We start from the raw sequence: 24833 nt of genomic DNA on the forward strand, positions 1-24833 counted from the left end.
GACGAACAAGGCCAAAGTACGCAGGGCGCGGCGCAAGCCAGAATCGTCGCGCGGGGCAGCAGTTTGCCGCAGGAATTTCCATCAAGTCTTGTTGTAGTGCGTCGAGCAGCGTCTAGCGGCGGGGCTACAGCGATGAGAGGGTGGGTGCGAGAGTAGGTAGCGGAATCGCGCCAAGTTATTGTCATAGCGAATACGAGCTGAGGCTTTCGTGCCGTTGCCGCATCTGCTATCCGCTTGAGAAGGCTGTCCGACATCCGGTGTCTTGCGGAGCTATGAAGTAGAGGGATAAAGCGCGGTAAAATCTACGCTCAATGATGTGTTGCGCTGGAGAGCCAATCAAAAAGTGCGAAGGAACCACCTAGGTAATGCAGAATGAATACAGTAATTTCTTGGCGAATACGCAGGATGGCTTCGACGACGATGGTGGTAAACTGTTTTCTCACGAGATCATTCGCTCAAGGCTGAATGAAAAACTCTGGCCGGTGTATGAACGAACAAAAAATAAGTATGCACTCAGTCAGGGTGACGTGCTGTATTTTTATGCCGGCGGTCAGGGGCCGCTCGGTGGTTGTGTAATAGCTAGGGCAAAGCTGCATTCCATTATGGCTCCAATGCGCAGAATTCCACAACGCCTCTACGCGACTGGAGTTGTTGATAGCTTGTTACGGCTGGGCGAAATCGAGTTAATTGAACCGACCCTTTTGAAGCCAATTCTGATCCAGCAAGGCGTGATTAAAGAAGAGAACAAGAAATGGGGCGCTTTTCTGATGGGCGGGTTTTCAAGAATACCGGCATCAGTAGCAAATGTCCTAGCGGGCGAGGCGGTATGAAAAGCGTTGATCTATTTTGTGGCGCTGGAGGCTTTACTGAAGGTCTCAGGCAAGCTGGATACAATGCTATCTTAGCTAATGACTTTGATGAAATGGCTTGTAAGACTTTTTCCTACAACCATCCTGAAGTTCCGATAGTGTGCCGAGATATCGCGCGCCTCTCAGTTCAAGAAGTGCTTGAAAAAACAGGTTTGCGTAAAGGGGAGCTTAACCTAGTGGTGGGTGGGCCTCCTTGTCAGGGCTTTAGTCTCGCTGGACGGAGGATGATAGACGACCCTAGAAACCGTATGTTTCTCGAGTTTGTCCGCATCGTTGAGGGACTCCATCCACATGCGTTTGTGTTTGAGAATGTTTCCGGCATTCAAACGATGCAAAAGGGTGAGGTCGTCAAGGCAATAGTAGCAGCTTTTGAGGATATTGGATATAATTGCGAATATCGAGTTCTTAACTCAGCCGATTATGGGGTGCCACAAAAGCGCCCTCGCTTCATATTGATTGGTTCACGATCGAATGAGAAAATCGGATTTCCTTCGCCGACTCACGGGGCAGTAACGGGTCAAGCACGCCTTTTTGGTGATAGCTTGCAGCCCTACGTTACTTCTTGGGAGGCTCTATCAGACTTGCCAATAATAGAACAGGGTCAGGGTGATGAGGAACTGTCCCATTCTGGCGATTATTTTAACCAATACCAAAGTGCGCGTAGAGGCAATCGCGTGCCGGGCAAGATATTCAATCACAGAGCCACGTCGCATTCTGAGAAGATTATCGAGCGATACGCTGCTATTCCCGAGGGAGGGGATAATTCACAAGTGCCAGAGCACCTCCGCACGAAGAAGGTAAACGTTTACAAGATCCACAGCGAGATGCCCGCCCGGACTGTAACGTGCAATCATCGGACGGATTTACTTCATCCCAAGATACCGCGCGGCACCACAGTTCGGGAGGCTGCGCGCTTGCAAAGCTTCGATGATGACTACAGATTTTTTGGAAATCTCACGAGAAAAGCTAAGTGGGTGACCCAAGATGATCAAGTCGGAAATGCCGTACCTCCATTGCTCGCTAGAGCAATTGGACTTCATTTAAAGAATAAAATGGGATGGTGAATATGGTTGCTTCTGCTGGGCATAAGCTTGGTCAGATTGTCGGCGACTGGTGGGAAGCGCACGTAGTGCTGCCCCTTTTGAGCGACGTTGCTTCGCAACTTGGTCTCTTTTTGGACAATCGATTTGTTGAGCGCACGTGTCGAGGCGGTAAAATACTTTGGCCCGACAGCGACGGAAATCAAGTAGACTACGATTACGTTTTGGAACTCGATGGCACTATTGGCGCCAAGGGTGTGCCAGTTGCATTTTTTGAGAGCTTTTGGCGACGCGGAGCGCGCCATTCCAAAGATAAGGCGCGAGACGATACAAATAAGCTATTGCCTATGCGTTCTACCTATCCCACGGCTCGATTTCTTGCTATCGCCGCATGTGGAGAGTTCACCGAACCAGCGCGAGAGTATGTTCGCTCCAGAGAAGTTGAACTGTTTTATATCAGCAAAACAAATATCGTAGCAGCATTCGCAAAGCTGGGGCTGACGATTGATTATCCGGACAGTTTACCGGAGCCTGATAAATTGAAGCTTGTCAATGATCTTGAAGAATCTTTGACAGATCAAGCAAAGAAAGATGCATTTTCTGCGTTAAAGCAAATTGTTGGCGATAAGTCGTTTAAGGCATTTCAAGTTAAGGTGGCTAGCTCTCTTGCCGCTATGCCACAAGAAATTAGGCTCTATGTGCTTACCCGAACGGGTCCTGTTGTTTTCCAGACGACTGAGGAAGTCCGCAAATTCTTAGACACTGAGACCGATTGGGCGGCGCTTGGCGGTGAAAAACATGAGTACGTGTACGACGTAGTATATACTGATGGTGCGCAGTTTAGTGTGACTGCTTCGGATCTTGACGAATTGAGGCAGCTGCACAGCCAAGTTGAAACCCTCGAAATTCACATGAGGTCATTAGATATAACGTGGTAGGAATCTTGTTTACTTAAGCATGGCATTGGTGGAGTGGCGGTGGCTACTGACGGGTACTTTGCGTAACCTAAAGGAAACGTCCCCAAACTCGGCAGTGCCTCAAGAGGTCTGGGATAAACTGGTGTAGCTGCCGTCCAAGACGCTGCCGAATAAGCAGGCAAGGCCCATCAAACGCCTGACCGGGCTTGCGCATGAATTGGCTGCAGATGCGATCCTGCCCGATGCTGGGAAGGCCGCTCACGCGCGTCTGCACGGGCTGCTGGACAAGGCGCAAGCCGACTATGCCGAGGCTATCGAGAAGGCGCGAAAAGCGGTTCTGACGGTCGAAGGCAAGACGGGCCGCGCGGCGGTGGGCAGCACCGACATGACCTTTGATGACTTCGTTGAAGACGCCGATCTGGCCGTGATCGAAGACGCCTACAAACGCGCCGCCCGCATGATCTCGCCCGATGTGGCCAAGACTTACAGCGAATACCTGGCCGCTAAGAACGACGACGGTGAGGACGAAGAAGAAGCCCTGATCGAAGCCCACACGGACGTTGCCGCAATCGGCCTGGTCCCCGCAATCAAGGATGATTTGGAAAAGGCTGCTGAGGCTCTGGCAAACGATTGGCTAACCACGCACGAGGCGGCAATCAAGGCCCTGAGCGATGAGCGGCAGGACGTCTATCGTGAACTGCGCGAATTGAGCGCCAATCCGTTGGATGTGTCGCTGGCCATGCCGCGCAATAGCCTGCAGCCGACTGTGGAGCGCAAGGAGAACGGTTCAGAGGCCACCTTGCCGCTCTACGAAAAGCACCTGCTAAGCGACGAGAACGGCAAATTCCCGGCTCTGTTCAATTCGTGGGAACTTGAAGTGCTGGCCAAGGAAGCCCAGCGCGACGGCTTCGTAGCTTGGTATCGCAACCCAGCATCCGCCAGCCCAGAGTCACTAGGTATCACTTACCCCAAAAAAAAGGGCAGGAAAGTATCATGCGACCCGATTTCATCTTTTTCACCAACGCGCATCCCTCAGAGGGGCGATAGCCAGTGTTCACTATCCCAAGAAAAACCCCGCGCGCATCGGCGTTCAAGTCGTCCAGCGCACCCGGTGCAAGCAACTTGGCGCGTATCCAGTCTGTCGAAAACGGCGGGCGGGTTCGCTTTTCGCCTTCCTTGAAGGACAGGTCAGAAATGGGCAGGTCCAGCCCAAGTCGCTTCATCTTGTTTACGGTCTTCAACACGTCGCCAAGATGGATCAAATCCTTGTTCGCCGAATTGGCCGTGACTTCGCCACCTTCGATCCGGTCCAGCCAATACTGGCGAAAGTCCAACATGTCATCGCGCGTAATGTTGTCGATTCCCTTGTCGCCCACGACTGCGATGAAATTAGTGACCGCCTTAATGCGCGGGTTCTTCCAGCGGCGAAGCTGATCTTCGCTCTTGCCGAACGTCTTTTCGCGGGCAAGGGTCCAGTAGGTTTCCAGTGCCTTGCTAACAGTCAACTGAGGTTCGGGGACGGTTCCCATGAGCGCGGCAACTTCTACCTTGTCTGGCTGTCCTGCGGGCGCTGTGACGGCTTCTACACGCTCTATCAGGGCTTCAACGGGCAGTTTAGCAACCTTACCCACGTCCAGATACCGGAAGCCCCGGACGCGCGCCAATTCCTGAGCGGCAGCGAACCTGGCTTCTGCATCTTCGGTATCACCTGCCAGCTTGGCTTCCCAAGCCTCGATCATCTGACTCCATGCCCGATCTGCCTTGCTCTTGGCGACGGACTCGGAGTCGGTGTGCAGGCTGATCCAGACGGTGTCGCGTCCCTCAATGTCGCGATAGCGGACGGGAACACGTTTGCGAAGATGGAACGTATCGCCGCGCTTGGTCACTCCAAGACCCTTTGCCATGCTGTCGCACTCCCCGCTGATGTGCGGCAGATTGTGCAGCAAATCAAGCGGAATGATAGCGCACTCAATTCCAAAAACGTCAAAATCCACTGTATTAACAGTGGCTTAGGCATCTTTCGTGGAAAAAATAATGGCGGAGAGACAGGGATTCGAACCCTGGGTAGGCTTTCACCCACAACGGTTTTCGAGACCGCCCCGTTCGACCGCTCCGGCACCTCTCCGCACTGGATCATCTTTCGATCGGGTAGCGGCGATGTACCCAAGTCCCGAGGGGAGCGCAACAGCTTTTTTCGGCTTTGCATGATTTTTTTCGCTACGCCCCGAAATGGCCCCGAAATTGCGCCTTGTGAATGTCGCAGCGCGCCCGCGCGCAGGGGAAAGTCAAGCGAAGCGGTCGCTAATCTACGAAAAAAGCACCGGTTTTTGTGTTACCTTGGGGCATCGGCGGGAACTTGCGGGCCTCACATGCTGCGCCGTTTCTTGTGATCATCTGGCCTCTCCCAATTTCCGATAAGAGGTATATGTGAGCAATACGAGCTTGAGAGGGACAGCCCTCAAGATAACGAAAAAAGGAGAGTTAAGATGAAAACTCTGGTTCTGGTTTCTACCGCTCTGATCGCCGGCGCAAGTGCTGCTATGGCTGGCGGCTATTCGCAACCCGTTGTGGCTCCGGCCCCGATCGCTCCCGCTCCGGTCGTGACCCCCGCTGCAAACTGGACCGGCTTCTACGCTGGTGCCAATCTCGGCTATAACAACATGGAAGGCGATTACGGCGATGACCGTGGTGGCTCGCTTGGTGTTCAAGCCGGTTATAAATACGACCTCGGCAAATACGTCGTTGGTGGTGAAGTCGATTACTCGGCAATCGATTCCGACTACTATGATGGCATGGGCCATATCAAAGCCCTCGCCGGTGTGAAAAACGGCCAATGGCTGTATTACGGCTCGCTCGGTGGCGCGTATATCGACGGTAAAGACAACTCCGATTGGGCACCGTCCGTCAGCGCAGGCGTCGATTACATGTATAACGACAACTGGGTTCTGGGCGGCGAAGTCTCCTATGCGGATACCAATGATTTCGACAGCACCGACCGTGACTTCAACAACACCACGGTTGCTCTGAAAGCTTCCTACAAATTCTGATTTGTCGGAACCTCTACGGAAAAGCGCGCCCTCGGGCGCGCTTTTTTGCTGTTCTACGACCCGTAGCTATACGGGCGAATGCGTGACGCTTTACTGATCTGGCGGCAAAATACCCAAGCCGCGCAGATAGATCCCGACACCGCTTTCCAGCAGGTCTTCCGGACTATAGGGGCTGCGCGTGCCAGCGGGCGGGCGGGCATGAAGTTCGATCACGCCATGCGATAATGCGGCGATATGGGCGGAGACCATCGCAAGAGGCGGGCGGCGGTCGGGCGGGATATGGGCCAGCAGGGCCTCGGTGGCCTGATCCATGACATTGCGCGCCTTAAGCGCAACCTGTCCCAAGGCGGGCGAATTCTGGGGCGAAAGGCCGCTTTCGAACATTGCCATATAATGGCCCGGATAGCGTTTGGCGAAGGCCAGATAGGCCCGTCCCACCGCACTGAAGGCCGAGAGGGCCGAAGGCTGGCCGCCATCCCACGCATGTTCCAGCACGTCACCGAAAATCACAAAGCCCTGACGTGCGCATTCGGCGATCAGGTCTTCGCGTCCGGCGAAATGGCGGTAGACGGCAGCGGGGGTGACACCTGCGGTTTTGGCCGCCTCCGACAGGGTAAACCCCGTGGGGCCTTTCTCTTCGATCAGATGCAGCGCCGCCTCGACCAGCGCACGGCGCAGATCCCCGTGATGATAGCCTTGCTTAGACATTCAGGATGTCGAGCCCGCCACAGATGCTGCCATCGATTTCGCCGATCACATCCCGATCCTTGCCCGGATAGCTGATCGCATTGAGAATTGTCTGGATGGCCGCGATCCGCGCGCGTTTCTTGTCATCCGAACGGATGACCGTCCAAGGGGCATGCAGATTGTCCGAGCGTGTCAGTGTTTCGACGATCGCCTGACTATAGGCGTCCCATTTACGCAGCCCCTCGACATCGATCCAGCTCAGCTTCCATTGTTTGAGCGGGTCCCTTTCGCGGTCAAGAAAGCGCCGCAGCTGCTCGGCGCGGTCGACATTGAGCCAGAGCTTCACTAGAATGATACTGTCATCCACCAGCATTTTCTCGAATTCCGGCAGCTGGTAGAAGAAATGCTCGCGCTGTCGCTGGGTGCAGAAGTCGAATACTTTCTCGACCACGCCGCGATTATACCAGCTCCGGTCAAACAGCGCGATCTCTCCGGCGGCGGGGATCCGTTCGACATAGCGCTGGAAATACCATTGCGAGGCTTCGCGGTCATTGGGCTTGGGCAAGGCAACCACATAGGCCGAACGCGGATTGAGGTTTTCCTGCACCCGCTTGATCGTGCTGCCCTTGCCTGCGGCATCGCGGCCCTCAAACAGCACCATCATCCGCTTGCCCGACGCCTTCAGGCCGTAATGCATTTTGACAAGCTCGATCTGGAGCTCTTCCATCCGCTTGTCATAGTCCTTCCCCTTCATCGCTGTCGGATAGGGATAAGAGGGGCTGAGCATCTCTTTGGGGCCTTTGGTGCGAATGGCCTCGCGGATGTCTTCGGGCGCGGTATGTTCGAGAAAATCAGTGATCTGCCCGATGAAGGGTACGGCCTGCGTGCTGGGTTGAGGTGTCTCGCTCATGGGCCCTCCTTTGGATCGTTCTACTATGCAAAACTGCGACCGTCAGGGCAAGGGTCGCCCCTGCCATATGCCGCGCGATATCCTGCTTGTAGAATGCCGTGCGATGCCCGAAGATTACGGAAATTTTTCAAGGAAGCCGTTGATGTTTGAATATTCTTTGCTGCATTGGCTGACATTCCTGTCGGCGGCGGTTGTGCTGAATGTCTCGCCCGGTCCGGATATGGCCTTTATCCTCGGCCAGACGCTCAGCCGTGGAAAGCGGGCAGGGCTTGCGGCGCTGGCGGGGGTCTGGTGCGGGGCGCTTGTGCATATCTGTGCCGCAGCGACCGGGCTTTCGGCGCTTCTGGCAGGGTCGGCTGTGGCCTTTTCCGTCGTGAAATGGATCGGCGCGGCCTATCTGTTCTATCTGGGACTCATGGCGTTTCGCACGAAAGCGGGCGTGTTGCAGATTGCCCCCGTCCGGCCAGCCTCGTTTGGCAGAACGCTCCGGCAGGGGCTTATGGTGTCTGTCCTCAATCCCAAGGTGGCCCTGTTTTTCCTCGCGTTTCTGCCGCAATTCGTGGTGGACGGGGCAGGGCCCGTCTGGGCGCAACTGGCGCTGCATGGCGGGTTGATCATTGTGGTGGCGGCGCTTTTCGAGCTGCCGCTTGTTTTTGTCGCAGACAGGCTTTGTGCAGGTTTGCGCCGCGCACCCCGCCTCGGAAAGATCTTCGACCGGATGTTCGGGTCGATCCTGATCGTTTTGGGGGTGCGTCTGGTGGTGTCCCAGCGTTAGGGCGCAATCCGCCGGATGGCGGCTAGAACCGCGTCCAGCCGCGTATGATTGATCATATGGCCCGCTCCCTGTAGCACCGTTAGCCGCGCCTGTGGCAGCAGGGCCTGTGTCGGGCGCGAATGGATGCCAAGATCGACGATTGTATCCCGATCGCCATGCAGCAATTCGACCGGCACGTGGATCTGATGGTAACGCGGCACCATCTGCCGGATTTCCGTCTCCAGATTGGCACGCTGGCGGGCATTGGCGCGCATGGTCTTGCGGCGCAGGGTCATCTGTGGCCCGAAATGCGCGATATAGCCCTCGGGCATGGCCTCGGGCGCGAACACCTCTTCGACGGCAGAGCTGACAGCCCCGTCGGGTGCCCAAGCAGAAATCACCGGCACGGCCAGGGCCTGCCCCAGCGCAGGGGCGGTCAGGCGGTAGAGCCACGGCAGAGGCGTATGCCATTCCTGCGATGCGGCCGCCAGAAGCACCAGTCCCGACAGGCTGTCAGGAGCCTCGCTCGCCCATGCCAGCGCCACGGCCCCACCATAGGAGTGCCCGACGATCAAGGGCTGTCGCGCCCCAAGCTGGGAGGTGGCCGCCTGTAGCAGACGCGCCTGACGGAAGATGCTGTCGTGTTTGAGCGGGTCCGACCAGCCAAAGCCGGGGCGGTCAACGATAAAGAGGCGGTAATCGCGCTCCAGAGCGGGGGCGAGCTGGAAGGTCATGTCACGCAGGCTTCCCGAGGCCCCGTGGATCAACACGATCTGCGGGGCCGCTTCGGGGCCGCGCATGTCGATATGGACGCGGGCTCCGGCAAATTCGCCCGCCGCAAGCGTCACGATCTCGCCGGTAGGGGGGTATCGCGCTTCGGCGCGGGCTTCGCGCCGCGCAGCCTGCCAGAGCGTGCCCCCCGATGCGATGGCCGCAGCCAGAACCGTATAGTCAAGCGCCGATATCGCGAAGGTCATAGGGCGTATCCTGATAGATCTGATTGATCCAGTTGCCGTAAAGAAGATGCGCATGGCTGCGCCACCGGTTCTTCGGCATCCGGGTTGGGTCATTCTCAGGATAGTAATTCACCGGAAGGGTGACGGGTTTCCCCGCTGCCACATCACGATCATATTCGTCTTTCAACGTCGCGCTGTCATATTCGAAATGGTTGAAGACATAGAGCGCCCGCGCGGCTTTGTCCTCGACGAGGCAGGGGCCCGTTTCGGCACTGTCAAGCAGCATCTTCAACCCTGCCGCTTCCATCTCGGCACGGCGCATCTCTGTCCAGCGGGAGACGGGCACGAGGCAGTCATCCGAAAACCCGCGCAGATAATGCGAGGTCGGGTCGCAGTTCTCGTGCCGGTAAAGGCCGAACTGTTTTTCGGGAAGCAGGTGCTTGGGGATGCCGTGGGTGTGATAGGCCATTGCCATCCCGCCCCAGCACACGCCAAAGGTGGAAAACACATGGGTCCGCGTCCAGTCGAAGACGCGGCGGAGCTCGTCCCAATAGGTGACCTCCTCGAAGGGCAGATGCTCGATCGGGGCGCCGGTGATCAGCAGCCCGTCGAAACGCTCGCCCGCGGCCTCGACCTCGGCAAAGGGGCGGTAGAAGGCCTCCATATGTTCGGCGGCGGTGTTCTTGGTCTGATGTTCGGTCATGCGGATCAGCTGGAAGTCGATCTGCAGGGGGGTTGCCCCGATCAGACGGGCAAACTGGTTTTCGGTCTGGATTTTCTTGGGCATCAGATTCAGCAGCCCGATCCGCAAAGGCCGGATATCCTGTGTCGCCGCGCGACCGGGGCTCATCACCATCACGCCTTCCTTCGACAGGATGTCAAAGGCGGGGAGCGTTTCGGGCAGGGTGATGGGCATGGGTCTGTTCCTGAAGGTAATGTCTATGCGGAAGATAGTAGATAGGGAGGAAAGGCTTATTTGGGAAGGGCAGAGGCCACCAGCTGGATGAAGTCCTGTTCATCGCGCACCGTGACAAGCTGCTCCGCCTTCAGCGTGATACCCCAGTTCCGTGCCATTGCCGCATAGCGCGGCTGACGGTGTTCAAGTGCCTGCCGGTAGGTCCAGCGCACGAAATCATCGGGATCGACCTCCTCCTCCTTGAGGCCCCGCGCCACCCGATATTCCACCCATTTCCGTTCAAGGAATTGCGGCTGGTAATACATGGGTTTGGGAGCACGGTCGAAGCGGCGGACAAGCTCGTCCGTATGGGCATCCGACCCCTCGATCCAGATCATCAGGTTATGGGCGGCCAGTTCCGACAGGATCGGATCTTTCGGGTCTTCGGGGTCCACGACCTCGCAGATGGACCCGCCGGTGTCACAGATGAAATGCGGGATGTCATAGATGGCGCGGGCGCGGCGGATGAAATGGGTCGTATCCAGAAGGGCTGCGGTCTCGGCGCGACGATGCTGGTCCTGACGCAGCATATATTCCTCGAAGGGCAGGCCGCCTTTCTGGCTGGAGCCGGGCTTGCCGAGATAGGTGGACAGCGGCGCGAGATTGTCGAAGGTGATGTTGGACGCGATATAGACCGCATCTTGCAGCAAAAGCTCGCGCAGGAAGGGCACCTTCATCGCCTCGCTTTTGAAGTTATCGGCAATATATTCGCCCATGTATCGGGTGCCGATGCGGTAATCGATGGAATAGTGGAACCATCTCCCCCCAGCGCGCAGCATGGAGGAAAGGTAGGTTTTGCCCAAACCCGACATTGCAAAAAGCAGGACATGTCTGTTTTTGGCCGCCAGCCAGTCTGCCCGTGTCTTGTAAATCGGTGTTCCGTAGCTCATCGGCGCGCCTCAACCCTCTGTCTTCAGCCGCAGCTTTAGCGGGTCGGGCGGCCAAGGTCACGGGGTTTCATCGCATGGCGGCGATCTGAGCGATGTGATCCGTGGGGAAGAACCGGACCGGTTTTTAAAACCGATAGCCGAGCCGCAGCCCGACGCCCCAGCCGGAATTGTCGTCAAATTCGGCAATCCGTGTTTTTGCGCCACCGATCTCGATATAACGCAGCCCTAACGTGGCCGAAAGCGCGCCATCGGTCCATGTGGCGGCCAGCGCGAGGCTCCGGTAGCCATCGGTCGGACCGAGATTGCCGACGATATCGCCGCTGGAGGGCTCGTAGGTTGCAATCACCGCTCCCGACCACATCGCGTTGAAGCGATGCCCGACACCGAGCGTGTAGGTCATCGTATCGGCCACCGGATCAACAAGATCGCTGCCCTCTACGCTGAAAGGCGTCTGGCGGTAGAGATCCGGTCCGATGGAGAAACTGCTCCAGTCCGTCCAGCGGATAGAGCCGAAGAGAAGCGTGTCGGGGGCGATCCCCGTCTGGGCTTCCAGCAGAATGGATTGCGGTGTCTTGGTGGTCCAGTGGCTGCGCGCCTGCAGGCCCATTGTGGTTTCCCTGCCGCTGAAGTCATGGGTAATCGAGGAAAGATAACTGAGTGTCACACGTGCCGCGATTTCTGGCTTCTCCCATGCCACGCCGATGATATAGCCCGGATCGGCTTCCCGACTGGCCGCCAGATCATAGGTCAGCACGGCCGGTCCCATATGCAGCTGCAATGCGGCATCGCCCGTCATCTGCTCGATACGTATCCCCGCCAGCGCCGAGATCGAGGGAGTGAGCCTGTACCGCAACAGGCCGGTCAGCGCCTGACTTTCCAGTTTGGCGACCGATCCGGCAAGCGGATAGCCATCTGTCGAGGAAGGATAGGCAACATTTGCCCCGAAGGGATGGTCGACACTCAGTACAAGATCCGTTTTCTCGGATAGCGGCAGTTTGACACCCAAGGTCCAAGTGCCGAAGCCCGTCGACATATCGCCGGATTTCAGTCCGGGCGGGAAGACGGTGCCGGAGCGCAATTTCCCCGAGACCTCCGGCTGGAAGCCGCCCAGCTCGAACTGGACGATGCGACCGGGTTCAAACAGTAACCCCGTGCTGAAAGGGGTACGGTCGATTCCGCCCGCATGGACGGGACCGCAGAGACAGAGGGTGACGGCACAGGCCATGACGGCTTTGCAGGAAACGCACATAGAGGATCCGTTTTCGCAATGAGTGGGGGCAGGCTACGGATAGTCCGTCGCTGTCAGGTGATCAGACGGACGCAGACAAACAGGCCAAGCCAGAGGATCGACAGGCCGGATGCAAGGCATCCTGCGGCCCAGAGCGTATAGCGCGGCGCGGCAATTCTGGGCAGAGATGAATGATCGGACATGGACTATCCTTTAGCCGTGAATTCGATCGCCATTAAGCACGCGTTAGGTGAATTTGTGCTTAACAGAGACCATGAACAAAATAACGGTTACAGAATCGCGCTTGGACGCTGCGGGATGGGATGCTGCCCTGCTGGCCTTCAATGCGGCTTACCCTCCGGCGTTCCAGCAATTCGGGGCCTATGGCGAAATTGCGCGGGCTGGCGGGCGGCGTGTGGCGCGGCTTGTGCTGTCACATGCAGGGGAACGGATCGCGCTGGCGCAGGTGATCGGCCGGCGTGGTCTTTGGTGGCTGGGGCGGGGGCCTGTCTTTGCCAAGGGCGTGTCTGATGCGGATCAGGCGCGGGTCTTGCGTAAACTGGCGCGCAGATTTGCGCCGGGTCTTCTGCTTGTAACGCCCGAAACGCCGCTGTCAGGGCGTGGCCTTATTCCGATTGTAACGGCACGACATGAAGCGGTTTGGGCCCTGGGCCCCGAGATTGCCAATCTGCGCAGCTCGCTGGACCCGAAATGGCGCAATCGCCTGGCCTCTGCCGAGCGCAAGGGGATGCGGATCACGCTGGAGGAAGATCCGGCATGGCTTCTGGAGGCCGAGCACGCCCAAAGAAAACAGCGTGGTTACAAGGCACTGCCACGTGATTTTATCACGGCGTGGGAGATGGCGATGCCCGGGTCGGTGATCTCTCTCGGGGTGCAGTCCGAGAGCGGCGCGCGTTTGGCCGGGATGGTGCTGATGTGTCACGGGCGGGTTGCGACCTATCATCTTGGCTGGTCCGGTGAGGAAGGTCGCAAGGCGGGGGCGCATAATTTCCTGCTCTGGCAGGTCTCGATCGCGCTGCGCGCTCAGGGAATCCGATGGATCGATCTGGGGGATGTGAACTCGGAAGAGGGGGCGGGGCTCATGCGCTTCAAGATGGGAACGGGGGCACAGCTGCAATCGCTTGGTGCGACAGTCTGGGTGCTGCCGATCTAGAGAATGTCTGCCAGCCTTTGCGGTGTTTCTTCTTTGGACAGAGGGGCTGGAGCCATGATGATCCGCGCGACGGAGAGGTCATGGGGCGCACTCGTCTCGTCCAGACAAGTGGGAGGGGCAAGAAAGGCGGTGCGCGTTCCTCCCTTGGTTCTGCGCATGCCGATATCGACGTTCGGGACTTGCGCATGATGCCGAAGGGCGCGAGCGAGCCGAACAAGCGTGACAGTGATGTGAAGCGGGCCAGCAGCCATCCTCTGCAGGGCCGTTGTTTTCTCCCAGACCCGCCGCTGGCGTTTATTCCTTTTTCGGAATGGTTCCAAACATTTCTGTATCCGCCATCTGGTTGATACTCTGCCCGGTTCGCCTTGTGGTCATGAAAAAAGGCCGGGGCGATTTCTCGCCCCAGCCCCATAAAGCCCAGTAAAATATGGGGTCAGCCGATCCGATAGTTCGGCGACTCCCGCGTGATCTGCACGTCGTGGACATGGCTTTCTTTGAGGCCCGCGCCGGTGATGCGGACAAATTCGCAGCCGCCGCGCATGTCGGCGATCGTGGCCGAGCCGGTATAGCCCATAGCTGCGCGCAGGCCGCCAACCATCTGGTGGATCACGGCACCGGCGGCACCTTTATAGGGCACCTGACCTTCGATCCCTTCGGGGACCAGCTTGTCGGACGCGGCATCTTTCTGGAAGTAACGGTCTGCCGAGCCGCGGGCCATTGCCCCCAGAGACCCCATCCCGCGATAGGACTTATAGGAGCGACCTTGGTAAAGGATCACTTCGCCCGGCGATTCATCGGTGCCAGCAATGGCCGAGCCGACCATTGCGCAGCTTGCGCCCGCCGCAATCGCCTTTGCGAAATCGCCCGACATCTTGATCCCGCCATCGGCGATGATCGGGGTGTCACCCGCGCCCGAGACGCAGTCCATGATCGCCGAAAGCTGCGGAACACCGACGCCTGCCACGATACGGGTGGTGCAGATCGAGCCCGGGCCGATCCCGACCTTGATGGCATCCGCGCCCGCCGCGATCAGGGCTTGGGTGGCTGCTGCTGTCGCAACGTTCCCCGCCACGACCTGAACGTCGGAGCGATAGGCCTTGATGGCCTCGACCGCTTTGGCCACGCCGGCGCTATGGCCGTGGGCGGTGTCGATCACGATCAGATCGCAGCCTGCATCGACAAGCGCGGTCGAGCGTTCATAGCCCGCGTCACCTACGGTGGAGGCCGCCGCCACGCGCAACCGCCCCTTGTCGTCTTTGCACGCGAGCGGATTCAGTACGGCCTTGTCGCTGTCTTTCAAGGTCAGCAGACCCGTCAGATGGCCATTGGCATCGGTCACCAGCAGTTTCTCGATCCGGCGCTCTTTCATCAGCTTGCGTGCTTCGTCGCGGTCGGCAGGCTCTTGCAGAATGGCCAGATTGTCTTTGGTCATCATCGCCGAGACCGGCGTTTTCGCATCGGAGGCAAACCGCATGTCGCGGTTGGTCACGATGCCGACCAGACGGTTATCGGCATCCACAACGGGGAAGCCAGAGACGTTGTAGCGCGTCACCAGATCCTGTGCATCGGCCAATGTCTGGTCGGGGCGCAGGGTGATCGGGTTATAGACGATGCCGGATTCGAACCGCTTCACACGGCTGACTTCCTCGGCTTGCTCGGCAACGGTGAGGTTGCGGTGGATCACGCCCATCCCGCCAGCCTGCGCCATAGCAATCGCCATACGGCTTTCGGTCACAGTATCCATGGCCGAAGAAAGAAGGGGGATGTTCAGACGGATCGATTTCGTGACGAAGGTCGAAACATCGGCCGTCGATGGCAGCACCGTGGATGCTGCTGGAACTAATAGGACATCGTCGAAGGTAAGCGCCTCGCGAATCTGCATGACCGGGTCTCCGTGGCAGGGTTCGTTTGACGCTTCCTCATTTCACTACTTTTCGGGAAAGGCAACCCCAAGAGCATGTTGATTCGTGCATAGTCGATGTGCGTCTGGTGGGAAAACTGTCCTGAGAGCCTCTGGCACGGGGTTGTGGGTCTGGCGCAACGCCTGTGCTCCGTTTGCACCCGCCAACGGGTGAAAGCGGCAACACCTCTGGCAAGTGTGGCGGTCTTTGCGTAGCACTAGGAAAAACGAAGAGGTTCTTATGACCCCGGCAGCGCGGGTCGCGGCAGCGATCGAGATTTTGGATTTGGTACTGTCGGGCGAGCCGGCAGAGCGGTGTCTGACGACATGGGCGCGCAATAACCGCTTTGCAGGGTCCAAGGACCGTGCGGCGATCCGCGATCATGTCTATGATGCCTTGCGGTGCCGCGAGAGTTTTGCCCGTCTGGGCGGGGCGAAAAGCGGGCGCGGTCTGATGATCGGTGCGTGCCGGAGCCAGAATGTCACCCTTGGCGAGGTGTTCTCGGGGGTGGGGCATGCGCCTGCGCCATTGACCGCGACGGAAGAGGCCGCGCTTCTGGCGCCTGTGCCCGAGGGGCTGGAGCTTCTGGACTGGCCGGACTGGCTCTTGCCGCAGCTCAAGGCCGATCTGGGAGAGGCTTTCGTGGCGGTCAGCCTGGCCCAGCGGGAGCGGGCGCCGCTTTTCCTGCGGGTCAATCTGGCAAAGACCACGCGCGAGAAAGCGATGGCGATGCTCCGGCGCGACGATATCGATGCAGAGCCGCATCCTGCCGCTTCAACGGCGCTGAAGGTCGTGCAGGGCGCGCGCAAGCTGCGTCTGGCGCAGGCCTATCTGGACGGGTCGGTCGAGTTGCAGGACCTGGCCTCGCAGATTGCCATCGAGGCCTTGCCGCTTGACGGGGTGGCATCGGCGCTTGATTTCTGCGCGGGTGGCGGAGGCAAGGCGCTGGCTTTGGCCGCACGGGCCCCGAAGCTGCGTCTCAGTGCACATGACATAGATGCCGGACGTATGAAGGATTTGCCCCTGCGGGCCGAGCGGGCAGGCGCGTGGATCAACCTGCTCCCCCCGGGGGCCGTGACGGGGCAGTGGGATATGGTTCTTGTGGATGCGCCCTGTTCCGGTTCGGGCACGTGGCGGCGGACGCCGGATGCCAAATGGCAGCTGCTTCCGGAGCGGCTGGACGCGCTTGTGGCGCTGCAATCGGAGATTCTGCAGGCGGCCTCTCGGTATGTCGCGCCGGAGGGCTATCTGGTCTATATGACCTGTTCGCTATTGCATTGCGAGAATATCGCGCAGGCGGAGCAATTTGCTGTTAACCCAGAATGGCAATGGGTCGAACATCGCCAACTGACGACGCAAGACGGATCGGATGGGTTTTTCTATTCTGTTTTCAAAAGGATGAATGCGGAATGATGCCAGAATACCGGTTGCCACACTATCTGTAATGGTCTCAATTCGAGGTTGTGCTTTGATGCCTGTTAATTCGCCCTTAACTGATTTGATGCTTCATGCCTGAGAACGAAGACAAGAATGAGGTCCAGAAGGTGGTCCATCCCGATCAGCCCGTGCACAGCATCGGCCGCAATGTTGGTGTGATGACCCCTGGCGCGATGTATCTGCTGCTTGCGGCTCTTGGCGCGATTGTCGCGGGGCTGGTGGTGCAGGACCGGCTTATGATGATCGTGCTCTTTGCCGTGGCGGCGACATTTGTGGCGATCTCCGCAGGGATGAAACTGTCGCAGCTTTGGGCGCGTCACCAGCGGCGCCAGATGCATCTGCAGATTGCCAATTTCGTGGCACAGGATGCGTCTCCCTCCTTTACGACGGATGCCGAGGGCGAGATCGGCTACCAGAACCGTGCGGCGCTGGAACGGTTCGGGGCGCGGGGCCAGCAAAGCCTGACCCACGCCCTCGGGGAGCTTTTTGCCAATCCTGGGTCGGTCCTGAACCGTCTGCAAGCCAAAGCAACCGCTCTGGGGGCCGCGCGCGAGGATCTTGTGACGCGGCGCGGGCATGTGCGCCTATCGGTCCATCAGATCGGGGATGGCGATTTTCTCTGGCGTCTCGAAGATATGGCCGAACGCCCGTCTGGCGGTCGTGGGGCCGAAACGATCAGCCTGCCCATGCTGACGGCGTCGAAAAACGGCACGATCCTGTTTATGAACGAGGCATTGCGCCGCCTGACCGGCGAGCGCTATCGCACGTTGGATCGTATCTTCAATGACCTGCCGCTGCGTTCGGGCGAAGAACACGAGATCGGCACGCCCAACGGGCCGATCCGCTGTCTGGTGTCCGAAATCGAGGCGCGTGCCGGTCGCCGGGAGATCTATCTGTTGCCGGTGGCCGAGACGCGTCCGCTGCAGCATGATCCGGCCTCGTTCGAGGCGCTGCCTGTGGCTTTGCTGCGGGTTGACGGGCATGGGCGCATCATTGCGTCCAACCGCGCCAGCCGTGCCTTGCTGGGCATGCTGCCGCCCCATCCCACTATGGTCGATATGTTCGAAGGTCTGGGACGTCCGGTCAATGACTGGGTCGTGGATGCATTGGCCGGGCGTGCGGAGCATCGTCCCGAGGTTTTGCGTACACGGCATGGCGAAAAGGAAACCTATCTGCAAATCACGCTGAGCCGTGTGGTCGAGGAAGGGCGCCCCGGACTGGTGGCGGTGCTGTCCGATGCCACGCAACTCAAAACGCTTGAGGCGCAATTCGTGCAAAGCCAGAAGATGCAGGCAATCGGTCAGTTGGCGGGCGGCGTTGCGCATGATTTCAACAACTTGTTGACGGCGATCTCGGGGCATTGCGATTTGTTGATGCTGCGCCACGACAAGGGGGATCCCGACTTTGCCGATCTTGACCAGATCTCACAAAACGCCAATCGCGCCGCTTCGCTGGTGGGTCAGCTTCTGGCCTTTTCGCGCAAGCAAACGCTCAAGCCGCAGGTGCTGGATCTGCGCGATACGCTGTCTGATCTGACACATCTGCTCAATCGTCTGGTCGGTGAGAAGGTCCTGCTGACACTCCAGCATCCGCTTGACCTGCGCCAGATCCGTGCTGACAAACGCCAGCTTGAACAGGTCTTGATGAATCTGGTCGTGAATTCCCGCGATGCGATGCCGGAGGGGGGCGAGATCCGGATCGAGACGGAAAATCTGTATCTCAAAGAGGACTTCAAGCGTGATCGGGTGTCCGTTCCGAAGGGCGATTATGTCTCGGTCAAGGTGATTGACGAGGGAACAGGGATCGCGCCGGACAAATTGACGAAGATTTTCGAGCCTTTCTACACCACCAAACGCACTGGGGAAGGCACCGGTCTGGGGTTGTCGACGGCCTATGGGATCATCAAGCAGACGGGCGGCTATATTTTCTGTGATTCCGTTTTGGGGTCGGGCACCTGTTTCACTATTTACCTTCCGGCTCATGATAAGGCGCAGGGCGATGACGACGAGGTGGCCAAGCCCATTGTCACTCAGGAACTGGCCCAGAGCGAGCGGACCGCAACCGTGTTACTGGTCGAGGATGAGGCACCGGTGCGTGCCTTTGCCTCCCGCGCGTTGAAACTGCGTGGCTATACTGTTTTCGAGGCGGAGAATGCCGAGGAAGCCCTTGAAATACTGGAAGATGAAGGGCTTGCTGTCGATATTTTCGTGACAGATGTGATCATGCCCGGCATGGATGGACCGACATGGGTTGTCGAAGCGTTGAAGAAACGACCGGGGACGGCGGTGGTCTTCATGTCGGGCTATGCCGAAGATGTCTTCCTTGACGGCAAGCCGCCGATCAAAGGGTCGGCTTTCTTGCCGAAACCCTTCTCGTTAAGCGAACTGACCGCTACGGTGCAAAATCAGTTGGGCTGAGAAGAGAGAGCCTGATCATAAAGCCGGAAATCGTCTTTCATAAAGGCGACCAAGCGCGCCTCGACGGGCGCGCTTAATTTTGTGTCCACGGTTGGGGGGACATTTATGCGCGGTAGAGAGATTTCGAATCTTAACCGGTCTTCCAGAAATTGTAGAAAATTTCCGATATCCTCGTAACGGTACAGTCGATCCACCAGTAGATTTCCGGCTGTATCTGTCAGGAAGTCCGATTGTTTCTGCAACTTTGCATGCGGGGGACAAGGCGCCTGCATATAGTCCAAAGCAAATTCCTCGAAACTGCGATTGTGGAGCGGATGGTCGGGCAGATCAAACCCGTCCCGCAACAAGAATCGGTACCACGAGCGCAGCCATTCTACCGGATGCCGGATAAGAGCGACCGTGGTGAAGGGGCTTGATGAATTGGCGCAAAGATAGGGCTTCAGGTGTTTCTGAAAATCCATTGCAGTCATGTGCTTGAGCACATCCGGCCGTTGCATCGAGACCGAGGCCAGTGGTTCGAGGGCCGTTTCGATCGCGGTCGAACCCGCCTTCGGTGTTGCAAGAAAGACCAGTTTTTGATCCCAGAAAATCAGCATAATTCGCCCAGAATTCTATTATTTTGGTGTCAGGCCGCAGAGCCCGGTTTTGTTGTAAACTATTGATTAACTATACGGGCGCAAGCTTTGTTAGGCCGATATGTTGAATTGTTCTTGTTTTGGTCTCAATTTCGGCTTAACGAACATTACTAGAACATTCACCATGTCCGGGTAATTGTGATCCGGCGTGCACTGTGAAATAAGGAGATGATCCTAATGGTAACGGCGGGCCTTTTCGATATGGCGGACAAGATGAAAGCAGATAAGCAGAAGGCGTTGGAATCGGCGCTTTCGCAAATTGAGCGGCAATTTGGCAAAGGCTCGATCATGAAGCTTGGCGAAGGGGCCAAGATTGATATCGAAGCAACCTCAACCGGTTCCTTGGGGCTTGATATTGCCTTGGGTATCGGTGGGCTGCCGAAAGGGCGGATTGTCGAGATCTATGGTCCGGAAAGCTCGGGGAAGACCACGCTGACGCTGCATACGGTTGCTGAAGAGCAGAAAAAGGGTGGCGTCTGTGCCTTTGTCGATGCAGAGCACGCCCTTGATCCGGCCTATGCACGCAAGCTGGGCGTTAATCTTGATGAACTGCTGATTTCCCAACCCGACACGGGCGAGCAGGCTCTGGAGATTGTCGATACGCTGGTACGTTCGGGGGCGGTTAGCCTTGTCGTGGTCGACTCCGTGGCTGCGTTGACCCCTAAGGCCGAGATCGAAGGCGATATGGGCGATGCGACGGTCGGGGCGCAGGCGCGGCTTATGTCTCAGGCGATGCGCAAGCTGACCGCGTCAATCGGGCGGTCGAATTGCATGGTGATCTTCATTAACCAGATCCGCATGAAAATCGGCGTGATGTTCGGCAATCCGGAAACCACGTCGGGCGGCAACGCGCTGAAATTCTATGCTTCTGTCCGTCTGGATATCCGCCGCACCGGTGCGGTCAAGGATCGTGATGAGGTGGTGGGCAACGCGACCCGTGTGAAGGTCGTCAAAAACAAGGTGGCTCCGCCCTTCAAACAGGTCGAGTTTGACATCATGTATGGCGAGGGCATCTCGAAGGTCGGTGAATTGATCGATCTTGGTGTCAAGGCAGGTGTCGTCGAGAAATCGGGGGCTTGGTATTCCTATGGGGATGAACGCATTGGCCAAGGGCGTGAAAACGCGAAGCAATTCATGCGTGACCATCCCGATATCGCGAATGCGATCGAAGAGAAGATCCGGTCGAGTCATGGGTTGAACCTTGATTCGAACGATGAGGATAACGCGCTGACCGAAGACGAGTAAGCGCGCGGCGCAGAACGCGCCAATAAGGTGCAGAATGCACTGAAATCTGGCCGGGCCCGTTGTGGCCCGGTTTTTCTTGTCTTGAGGCTTTTGTCTGACTAAAGTCAGTGAAAACATCGGATCGGAGTCAGTATATGGCACGTGAGGCAGAGCCGGCGGTCAAGCGTTTGAGGCGGTTCAATCGGGTTGTGACGCTCGAATTGGGAGCGCTTGATCAGAGTTTTCTGGGGCGCGGGCGTCCTCTGCTTGAGGCGCGCGTGCTGCATGCGGTCGGGTCCGGTGTTTCGGATGTGGGGGATCTGCGTGAGCGGCTGAACCTCGATTCCGGGCTGATGAGCCGCCTGTTGCGCAAGCTTGAGGCCGAAGAACTCATCGTTCTCTCGCCCGATCCGAAGGATGGCCGTCGTAAGCGCATTCTGCGGACCCGCAAAGGGGAACGGGAATTTGACGCCTATGAGGCGCTGTCCGATCAGGCCGCCCAAACCGTGTTAAACCGCGTGAAGGACAAAGAGGAATTTCTCAAAGCCGTGGATCTTGTGGCCTCTGTCATCGGGCGCGAGCGGATCGAGATTGTCGAGGTTGATCCAGATGACGCGCGCGCGATTGCCTGCGTGAATGCCTATGTGGCCGAACTCTCGCGCCGTTTTGGCGAGGATTTCGACCGCGCGCGCTCGGGGGAGCCCGAGGCCGATGCGATGCGTCCGCCGCGCGGCACCTTCCTTCTGGCGCTATCGGAAGGGCTGGCGATGGGCTGTGTCGCGGTGAAAGACATGGGGGAACGTGCTGAAATAAAACGCCTTTGGGTCGATCCTTCGGCGCGCGGCATGCGCCTGGCCCATCGTCTGATGCGCGAGGCCGAAACCCGCGCCTATGATCTGGGGCACCGCGAGCTGGTGCTGGATACCTCGGCCAGATTGCCGGAGGCGCGGGCTTTTTACCTCAAGACGGGCTGGGGCGAAATCGCGCGGTATAACGACAATCCCTATGCCGATCATTTCTTTGGCAAGGAATTATAAGCCTCGATTGGTCACAACACCCGTGCTTTGCTGGACAGCCAGCCCGCACGGCGCTAAACGGAAGCAAATCCCCAAGAAGGGCGCAAGATATGGTCTCTCTGAACGAAATCCGGTCCACCTACCTCAACTTCTTCGAGCGGAACGGGCACCGGATCGTGCCCAGCTCGCCGCTGGTGCCGCGCAACGACCCCACGCTGATGTTCACGAACTCCGGCATGGTGCAGTTCAAGAACTGCTTCACCGGTGTCGAGAAGCGTGATTACACCCGCGCGACCACCGCGCAGAAATGTGTGCGCGCAGGCGGCAAGCATAATGACCTCGACAATGTGGGCTATACCGCGCGCCACCATACTTTCTTTGAAATGATGGGGAATTTCTCCTTCGGCGATTACTTCAAGGAAGGCGCGATCAATTTCGCATGGGAGCTGCTGACCAAGGATTTCGATATCCCGAAGGACAAGCTCTTGGTCACTGTCTATCACACCGATGACGAGGCGGCCGATATCTGGAAAAAGGTCACGGGCTTTACCGATGACCGCATCATCCGCATCCCCACGAAGGATAACTTCTGGCAGATGGGCCCGACCGGCCCCTGTGGTCCCTGTACCGAGATCTTCTTTGACCACGGCGAACATATTGCCGGTGGCCCTCCGGGTAGCCCCGATGAGGATGGCGACCGTTTCATCGAGATCTGGAACAACGTCTTCATGCAGAACGAGCAGTTCGAGGACGGCTCGATGCGCGAACTCGACATGCAGTCGATCGACACCGGCATGGGGCTGGAACGGATCGGCGCGCTCTTGCAGGGCAAGCATGACAATTACGACACCGATCTGATGCGCCATCTGATCGAGGCCTCGGCCCATGCCACCTCGACCGACCCTGATGGGGCGGGCAATGTGCATCACCGCGTGATTGCCGACCACCTGCGCTCGACCTCCTTCCTGATTGCCGATGGGGTGATGCCCTCGAATGACGGTCGCGGCTATGTGCTGCGCCGCATCCTGCGTCGTGCCGCTCGCCATGCGCATATGCTGGGTGCGAAGGATCCGGTGATGTTCAAGCTGGTGCCGGCGCTGGTGCGCGAGATGGGCGCGGCTTACCCCGAGCTTGGTCAGGCGCAGGCGCTGATCGAAGAGACGCTGAAGCTGGAAGAGACCCGCTTCAAGGTCACGCTGGACCGTGGCTTGAAGCTGCTGGATGATGAGCTTTCGGGCCTGCCCGAGGGGGCGGCCCTTCCGGGTGAGGCGGCGTTCAAGCTTTATGATACATATGGCTTCCCGCTGGATCTGACGCAGGATGCGCTGCGCGAGAAGAACCTGACCGTGGATGTGGACGGCTTTGACGCCGCGATGGCCGAGCAGAAGGCCAAGGCGCGTGCGGCTTGGGCAGGCTCGGGCGAGGCCGCCGATGGCAAGATCTGGTTCGAACTGGCCGACAAGCTGGGCGTGACCGAATTCCTTGGTTACGACTCCGAAGTGGCGGAAGGCCAGATCACCGCGCTGGTGTCTGATGGTGCGGAAGTGGCCGAAAGTGATGCGACCTGCATGATCGTGGTCAACCAGACGCCGTTCTACGGTGAATCCGGTGGTCAGGTTGGCGATACCGGCGTGATCGAGACCGAAACGGGTAAGGCGCGCATCACCGACACCAAAAAGGTTGCGGGCGTCTTCATCCACATGGCTGAGGTGACCGAGGGCAAGATTGCCCGTGGGCAGGGCGCGCGTCTGGTGGTGGATCATGCCCGTCGTTCGGCGATCCGTGCGAACCACTCGGCCACGCACCTGCTGCATGAGGCGCTGCGCCGTGCGCTTGGCGATCACGTGGCGCAGAAGGGCTCGCTTAATGCCGAGGACCGCCTGCGGTTTGACTTCAGCCATGCCAAGGCGCTTTCGACTGAGGAAATGCGCCAAGTCGAGGCCGAGGTGAATGAGTTCATCCGCCAGAACACCGCCGTTGATACCCGTATCATGACCCCCGATGATGCCCGCGCGCTTGGCGCTCAGGCGCTGTTTGGTGAGAAATACGGCGATGAGGTGCGCGTTGTGTCGATGGGCAAGCTGGCGGGCTCGGGCAAAGGCACGGCGGGCGATGTCTATTCGCTGGAACTTTGCGGCGGCACCCATGTGACCCGCACCGGCGATATCGGGGCCTTTGTGGCTTTGGGCGATAGCGCGTCCTCGGCAGGTGTGCGCCGTTTCGAGGCGCTGACCGGTCAGGCCGCGATCGATTACCTCAAGGCGCAGGAAGCGCATCTGGTCGAGGCCGCCCATGTTCTCAAGGCAGCACCTGCCGATCTGGCAGATCGCGTGAAGGCGTTGTCGGACGAGCGTAAGGCATTGGCCAATGAGGTGGCCCAGCTGCGCCGCGAATTGGCGATGTCGGGCGGCGCGACCGGCGGCAATGAAGCCGAAGAGATCAACGGGATCAGGGTTGTGGCCCAGTTCCTGACCGGCGTCACCGGCAAGGATCTGCCGCCGCTCGTCGATGAGTATAAGGCCAAGCTTGGCTCGGGGGCCGTGCTTCTGGTGGCCGATGCCGGTGGTAAGGCCGCTGTGGCCGCTGGCGTCACCGAAGACCTGACCGCGCGTCTGTCGGCGGTGGATATGGTCCGTGCGGCTGCTGGCGCGCTGGGGGGCAAGGGCGGCGGTGGCCGTCCGGATATGGCGCAGGCCGGTGGGGCCGATCCGTCGAAATCGGATGAGGCGATTGCCGCCGTCAAGGCATTGATCGAAAGCAAATAAGCAAAACGGGG

22 protein-coding genes and 1 tRNA gene are annotated in these 24833 nt (G+C 58.5%); 12 read left to right on the forward strand and 11 right to left on the reverse strand.

The genetic code is table 11. The annotated features are described in order from the left end of the window. Window positions 1–365: 365 nt before the first annotated feature. From RPE78_RS11435 to RPE78_RS11445, 3 genes are read left to right on the forward strand one after another with little or no spacing between them, the layout of a single operon-like run. The gene (locus RPE78_RS11435) at window positions 366–830 is read left to right on the forward strand and encodes a hypothetical protein (RefSeq protein WP_406720613.1); all 465 of its coding nucleotides are present in this window, start codon (window positions 366–368) and stop codon (window positions 828–830) included. Beyond that, on the forward strand, window positions 827–1933 hold the full coding sequence (locus RPE78_RS11440; RefSeq protein WP_406720614.1) for a DNA cytosine methyltransferase: 1107 nt from the start codon (window positions 827–829) through the stop codon (window positions 1931–1933). Before RPE78_RS11435 ends, RPE78_RS11440 begins: the two co-directional genes overlap by 4 nt. Beyond that, window positions 1927–2847 (forward strand): hypothetical protein, encoded by a 921-nt coding sequence (locus RPE78_RS11445; RefSeq protein WP_406720615.1) that lies wholly within the window; start codon window positions 1927–1929, stop codon window positions 2845–2847. The genes RPE78_RS11440 and RPE78_RS11445 overlap by 7 nt, the downstream gene beginning before the upstream one ends. 938 nt (window positions 2848–3785) lie before the next feature. On the opposite strand, the gene RPE78_RS11450 is transcribed toward RPE78_RS11445, so the two are convergent. Together RPE78_RS11450 and RPE78_RS11455 are read right to left on the reverse strand one after the other, a co-directional pair. Continuing rightward, complete coding sequence (locus tag RPE78_RS11450; RefSeq protein WP_406720616.1) at window positions 3786–4820, reverse strand: DUF6538 domain-containing protein; 1035 nt, start codon at window positions 4818–4820, stop codon at window positions 3786–3788. Window positions 4821–4861: 41 nt separating this feature from the next. Next, window positions 4862–4951 (reverse strand) — tRNA-Ser (locus RPE78_RS11455). A gap of 361 nt (window positions 4952–5312) precedes the next feature. On the opposite strand from RPE78_RS11455, the gene RPE78_RS11460 reads away from it, so the two are divergent. Continuing rightward, window positions 5313–5873 (forward strand): outer membrane beta-barrel protein, encoded by a 561-nt coding sequence (locus RPE78_RS11460; RefSeq protein WP_339107079.1) that lies wholly within the window; start codon window positions 5313–5315, stop codon window positions 5871–5873. A gap of 90 nt (window positions 5874–5963) precedes the next feature. Here RPE78_RS11460 and RPE78_RS11465 read toward each other — a convergent pair whose 3' ends face one another. Together RPE78_RS11465 and ppk2 are read right to left on the reverse strand one after the other, a co-directional pair. Continuing rightward, on the reverse strand, window positions 5964–6581 hold the full coding sequence (locus RPE78_RS11465; RefSeq protein WP_339107080.1) for a TetR/AcrR family transcriptional regulator: 618 nt from the start codon (window positions 6579–6581) through the stop codon (window positions 5964–5966). Next, complete coding sequence (ppk2, locus tag RPE78_RS11470) at window positions 6574–7470, reverse strand: polyphosphate kinase 2 (RefSeq protein WP_339107081.1); 897 nt, start codon at window positions 7468–7470, stop codon at window positions 6574–6576. Before ppk2 ends, RPE78_RS11465 begins: the two co-directional genes overlap by 8 nt. A 142-nt stretch (window positions 7471–7612) precedes the next feature. On the opposite strand from ppk2, the gene RPE78_RS11475 reads away from it, so the two are divergent. Further along, window positions 7613–8245, forward strand: a complete 633-nt coding sequence (locus tag RPE78_RS11475) for a LysE family translocator (RefSeq protein WP_406720617.1) — start codon at window positions 7613–7615, stop codon at window positions 8243–8245. On the opposite strand, the gene RPE78_RS11480 is transcribed toward RPE78_RS11475, so the two are convergent. From RPE78_RS11480 to RPE78_RS11500, 5 genes are all read right to left on the reverse strand, one after another. After that, entirely contained in the window at window positions 8242–9201 is a 960-nt protein-coding gene (locus tag RPE78_RS11480) for an alpha/beta fold hydrolase (protein ID WP_406720618.1), read from the reverse strand. The genes RPE78_RS11475 and RPE78_RS11480 overlap by 4 nt on opposite strands. After that, the gene (metA, locus tag RPE78_RS11485) at window positions 9176–10096 is read right to left on the reverse strand and encodes a homoserine O-succinyltransferase (protein WP_406720619.1); all 921 of its coding nucleotides are present in this window, start codon (window positions 10094–10096) and stop codon (window positions 9176–9178) included. Before metA ends, RPE78_RS11480 begins: the two co-directional genes overlap by 26 nt. A 56-nt stretch (window positions 10097–10152) precedes the next feature. Beyond that, entirely contained in the window at window positions 10153–11025 is an 873-nt protein-coding gene (locus RPE78_RS11490) for an ATPase (RefSeq protein WP_339107085.1), read from the reverse strand. Between the two features lie 124 nt (window positions 11026–11149). Continuing rightward, entirely contained in the window at window positions 11150–12274 is a 1125-nt protein-coding gene (locus RPE78_RS11495) for a hypothetical protein (RefSeq protein ID WP_406720620.1), read from the reverse strand. A 53-nt stretch (window positions 12275–12327) separates the two neighbouring features. Beyond that, on the reverse strand, window positions 12328–12456 hold the full coding sequence (locus RPE78_RS11500) for a hypothetical protein (protein WP_339107087.1): 129 nt from the start codon (window positions 12454–12456) through the stop codon (window positions 12328–12330). Window positions 12457–12527: 71 nt separating this feature from the next. Between RPE78_RS11500 and RPE78_RS11505 the strand changes: the two genes are divergently transcribed. Both RPE78_RS11505 and RPE78_RS11510 read left to right on the forward strand, forming a co-directional pair. Beyond that, window positions 12528–13427: a GNAT family N-acetyltransferase gene (locus tag RPE78_RS11505; protein ID WP_406720621.1), complete on the forward strand. Its 900-nt coding sequence runs from the start codon at window positions 12528–12530 to the stop codon at window positions 13425–13427. Window positions 13428–13507: 80 nt separating this feature from the next. Continuing rightward, entirely contained in the window at window positions 13508–13774 is a 267-nt protein-coding gene (locus tag RPE78_RS11510; RefSeq protein WP_406720622.1) for a hypothetical protein, read from the forward strand. An 86-nt stretch (window positions 13775–13860) separates the two neighbouring features. Here RPE78_RS11510 and guaB read toward each other — a convergent pair whose 3' ends face one another. Further along, complete coding sequence (gene guaB / locus RPE78_RS11515; RefSeq protein ID WP_339107089.1) at window positions 13861–15309, reverse strand: IMP dehydrogenase; 1449 nt, start codon at window positions 15307–15309, stop codon at window positions 13861–13863. Between the two features lie 259 nt (window positions 15310–15568). Between guaB and RPE78_RS11520 the strand changes: the two genes are divergently transcribed. Together RPE78_RS11520 and RPE78_RS11525 are read left to right on the forward strand one after the other, a co-directional pair. Continuing rightward, a complete protein-coding gene (locus tag RPE78_RS11520) occupies window positions 15569–16741 on the forward strand; it encodes an RsmB/NOP family class I SAM-dependent RNA methyltransferase (protein ID WP_406720623.1) in 1173 nt (390 codons plus the stop codon). Window positions 16742–16923: 182 nt separating this feature from the next. After that, window positions 16924–19182 (forward strand): ATP-binding protein, encoded by a 2259-nt coding sequence (locus RPE78_RS11525; RefSeq protein WP_406721652.1) that lies wholly within the window; start codon window positions 16924–16926, stop codon window positions 19180–19182. On the opposite strand, the gene RPE78_RS11530 is transcribed toward RPE78_RS11525, so the two are convergent. Continuing rightward, entirely contained in the window at window positions 19170–19778 is a 609-nt protein-coding gene (locus tag RPE78_RS11530; RefSeq protein WP_339107092.1) for a hypothetical protein, read from the reverse strand. The genes RPE78_RS11525 and RPE78_RS11530 overlap by 13 nt on opposite strands. A gap of 216 nt (window positions 19779–19994) precedes the next feature. Between RPE78_RS11530 and recA the strand changes: the two genes are divergently transcribed. The 3 genes from recA to alaS all read left to right on the forward strand — a co-directional run bounded on the left by recA (window position 19995) and on the right by alaS (window position 24822). After that, entirely contained in the window at window positions 19995–21062 is a 1068-nt protein-coding gene (recA, locus tag RPE78_RS11535; RefSeq protein ID WP_339109499.1) for a recombinase RecA, read from the forward strand. 134 nt (window positions 21063–21196) lie between these two features. Further along, window positions 21197–22078 carry a GNAT family N-acetyltransferase gene (locus RPE78_RS11540; protein WP_406720624.1) on the forward strand — a complete coding sequence of 294 codons (882 nt, stop codon included), beginning with the start codon at window positions 21197–21199 and terminating at the stop codon, window positions 22076–22078. 89 nt (window positions 22079–22167) lie between these two features. After that, entirely contained in the window at window positions 22168–24822 is a 2655-nt protein-coding gene (gene alaS / locus RPE78_RS11545) for an alanine--tRNA ligase (RefSeq protein WP_406720625.1), read from the forward strand. Window positions 24823–24833: the final 11 nt, after the last annotated feature.

Source organism: Thioclava litoralis, assembly GCF_045278885.1.
Lineage (GTDB): Bacteria > Pseudomonadota > Alphaproteobacteria > Rhodobacterales > Rhodobacteraceae > Thioclava > Thioclava litoralis.

Coding starts and splice junctions, on each gene's coding strand:
- RPE78_RS11435 (WP_406720613.1), top strand. CDS start 366: ATGCAGAATGAATACAGTAATTTCTTGGCGAATACGCAGGATGGCTTC.
- RPE78_RS11440 (WP_406720614.1), top strand. CDS start 827: ATGAAAAGCGTTGATCTATTTTGTGGCGCTGGAGGCTTTACTGAAGGT.
- RPE78_RS11445 (WP_406720615.1), top strand. CDS start 1,927: ATGGTGAATATGGTTGCTTCTGCTGGGCATAAGCTTGGTCAGATTGTC.
- RPE78_RS11460 (WP_339107079.1), top strand. CDS start 5,313: ATGAAAACTCTGGTTCTGGTTTCTACCGCTCTGATCGCCGGCGCAAGT.
- RPE78_RS11465 (WP_339107080.1), bottom strand. CDS start 6,581: ATGTCTAAGCAAGGCTATCATCACGGGGATCTGCGCCGTGCGCTGGTC.
- ppk2 (WP_339107081.1), bottom strand. CDS start 7,470: ATGAGCGAGACACCTCAACCCAGCACGCAGGCCGTACCCTTCATCGGG.
- RPE78_RS11475 (WP_406720617.1), top strand. CDS start 7,613: ATGTTTGAATATTCTTTGCTGCATTGGCTGACATTCCTGTCGGCGGCG.
- RPE78_RS11480 (WP_406720618.1), bottom strand. CDS start 9,201: ATGACCTTCGCGATATCGGCGCTTGACTATACGGTTCTGGCTGCGGCC.
- metA (WP_406720619.1), bottom strand. CDS start 10,096: ATGCCCATCACCCTGCCCGAAACGCTCCCCGCCTTTGACATCCTGTCG.
- RPE78_RS11490 (WP_339107085.1), bottom strand. CDS start 11,025: ATGAGCTACGGAACACCGATTTACAAGACACGGGCAGACTGGCTGGCG.
- RPE78_RS11495 (WP_406720620.1), bottom strand. CDS start 12,274: ATGTGCGTTTCCTGCAAAGCCGTCATGGCCTGTGCCGTCACCCTCTGT.
- RPE78_RS11500 (WP_339107087.1), bottom strand. CDS start 12,456: ATGTCCGATCATTCATCTCTGCCCAGAATTGCCGCGCCGCGCTATACG.
- RPE78_RS11505 (WP_406720621.1), top strand. CDS start 12,528: ATGAACAAAATAACGGTTACAGAATCGCGCTTGGACGCTGCGGGATGG.
- RPE78_RS11510 (WP_406720622.1), top strand. CDS start 13,508: ATGGGGCGCACTCGTCTCGTCCAGACAAGTGGGAGGGGCAAGAAAGGC.
- guaB (WP_339107089.1), bottom strand. CDS start 15,309: ATGCAGATTCGCGAGGCGCTTACCTTCGACGATGTCCTATTAGTTCCA.
- RPE78_RS11520 (WP_406720623.1), top strand. CDS start 15,569: ATGACCCCGGCAGCGCGGGTCGCGGCAGCGATCGAGATTTTGGATTTG.
- RPE78_RS11525 (WP_406721652.1), top strand. CDS start 16,924: ATGACCCCTGGCGCGATGTATCTGCTGCTTGCGGCTCTTGGCGCGATT.
- RPE78_RS11530 (WP_339107092.1), bottom strand. CDS start 19,778: ATGCTGATTTTCTGGGATCAAAAACTGGTCTTTCTTGCAACACCGAAG.
- recA (WP_339109499.1), top strand. CDS start 19,995: ATGGTAACGGCGGGCCTTTTCGATATGGCGGACAAGATGAAAGCAGAT.
- RPE78_RS11540 (WP_406720624.1), top strand. CDS start 21,197: ATGGCACGTGAGGCAGAGCCGGCGGTCAAGCGTTTGAGGCGGTTCAAT.
- alaS (WP_406720625.1), top strand. CDS start 22,168: ATGGTCTCTCTGAACGAAATCCGGTCCACCTACCTCAACTTCTTCGAG.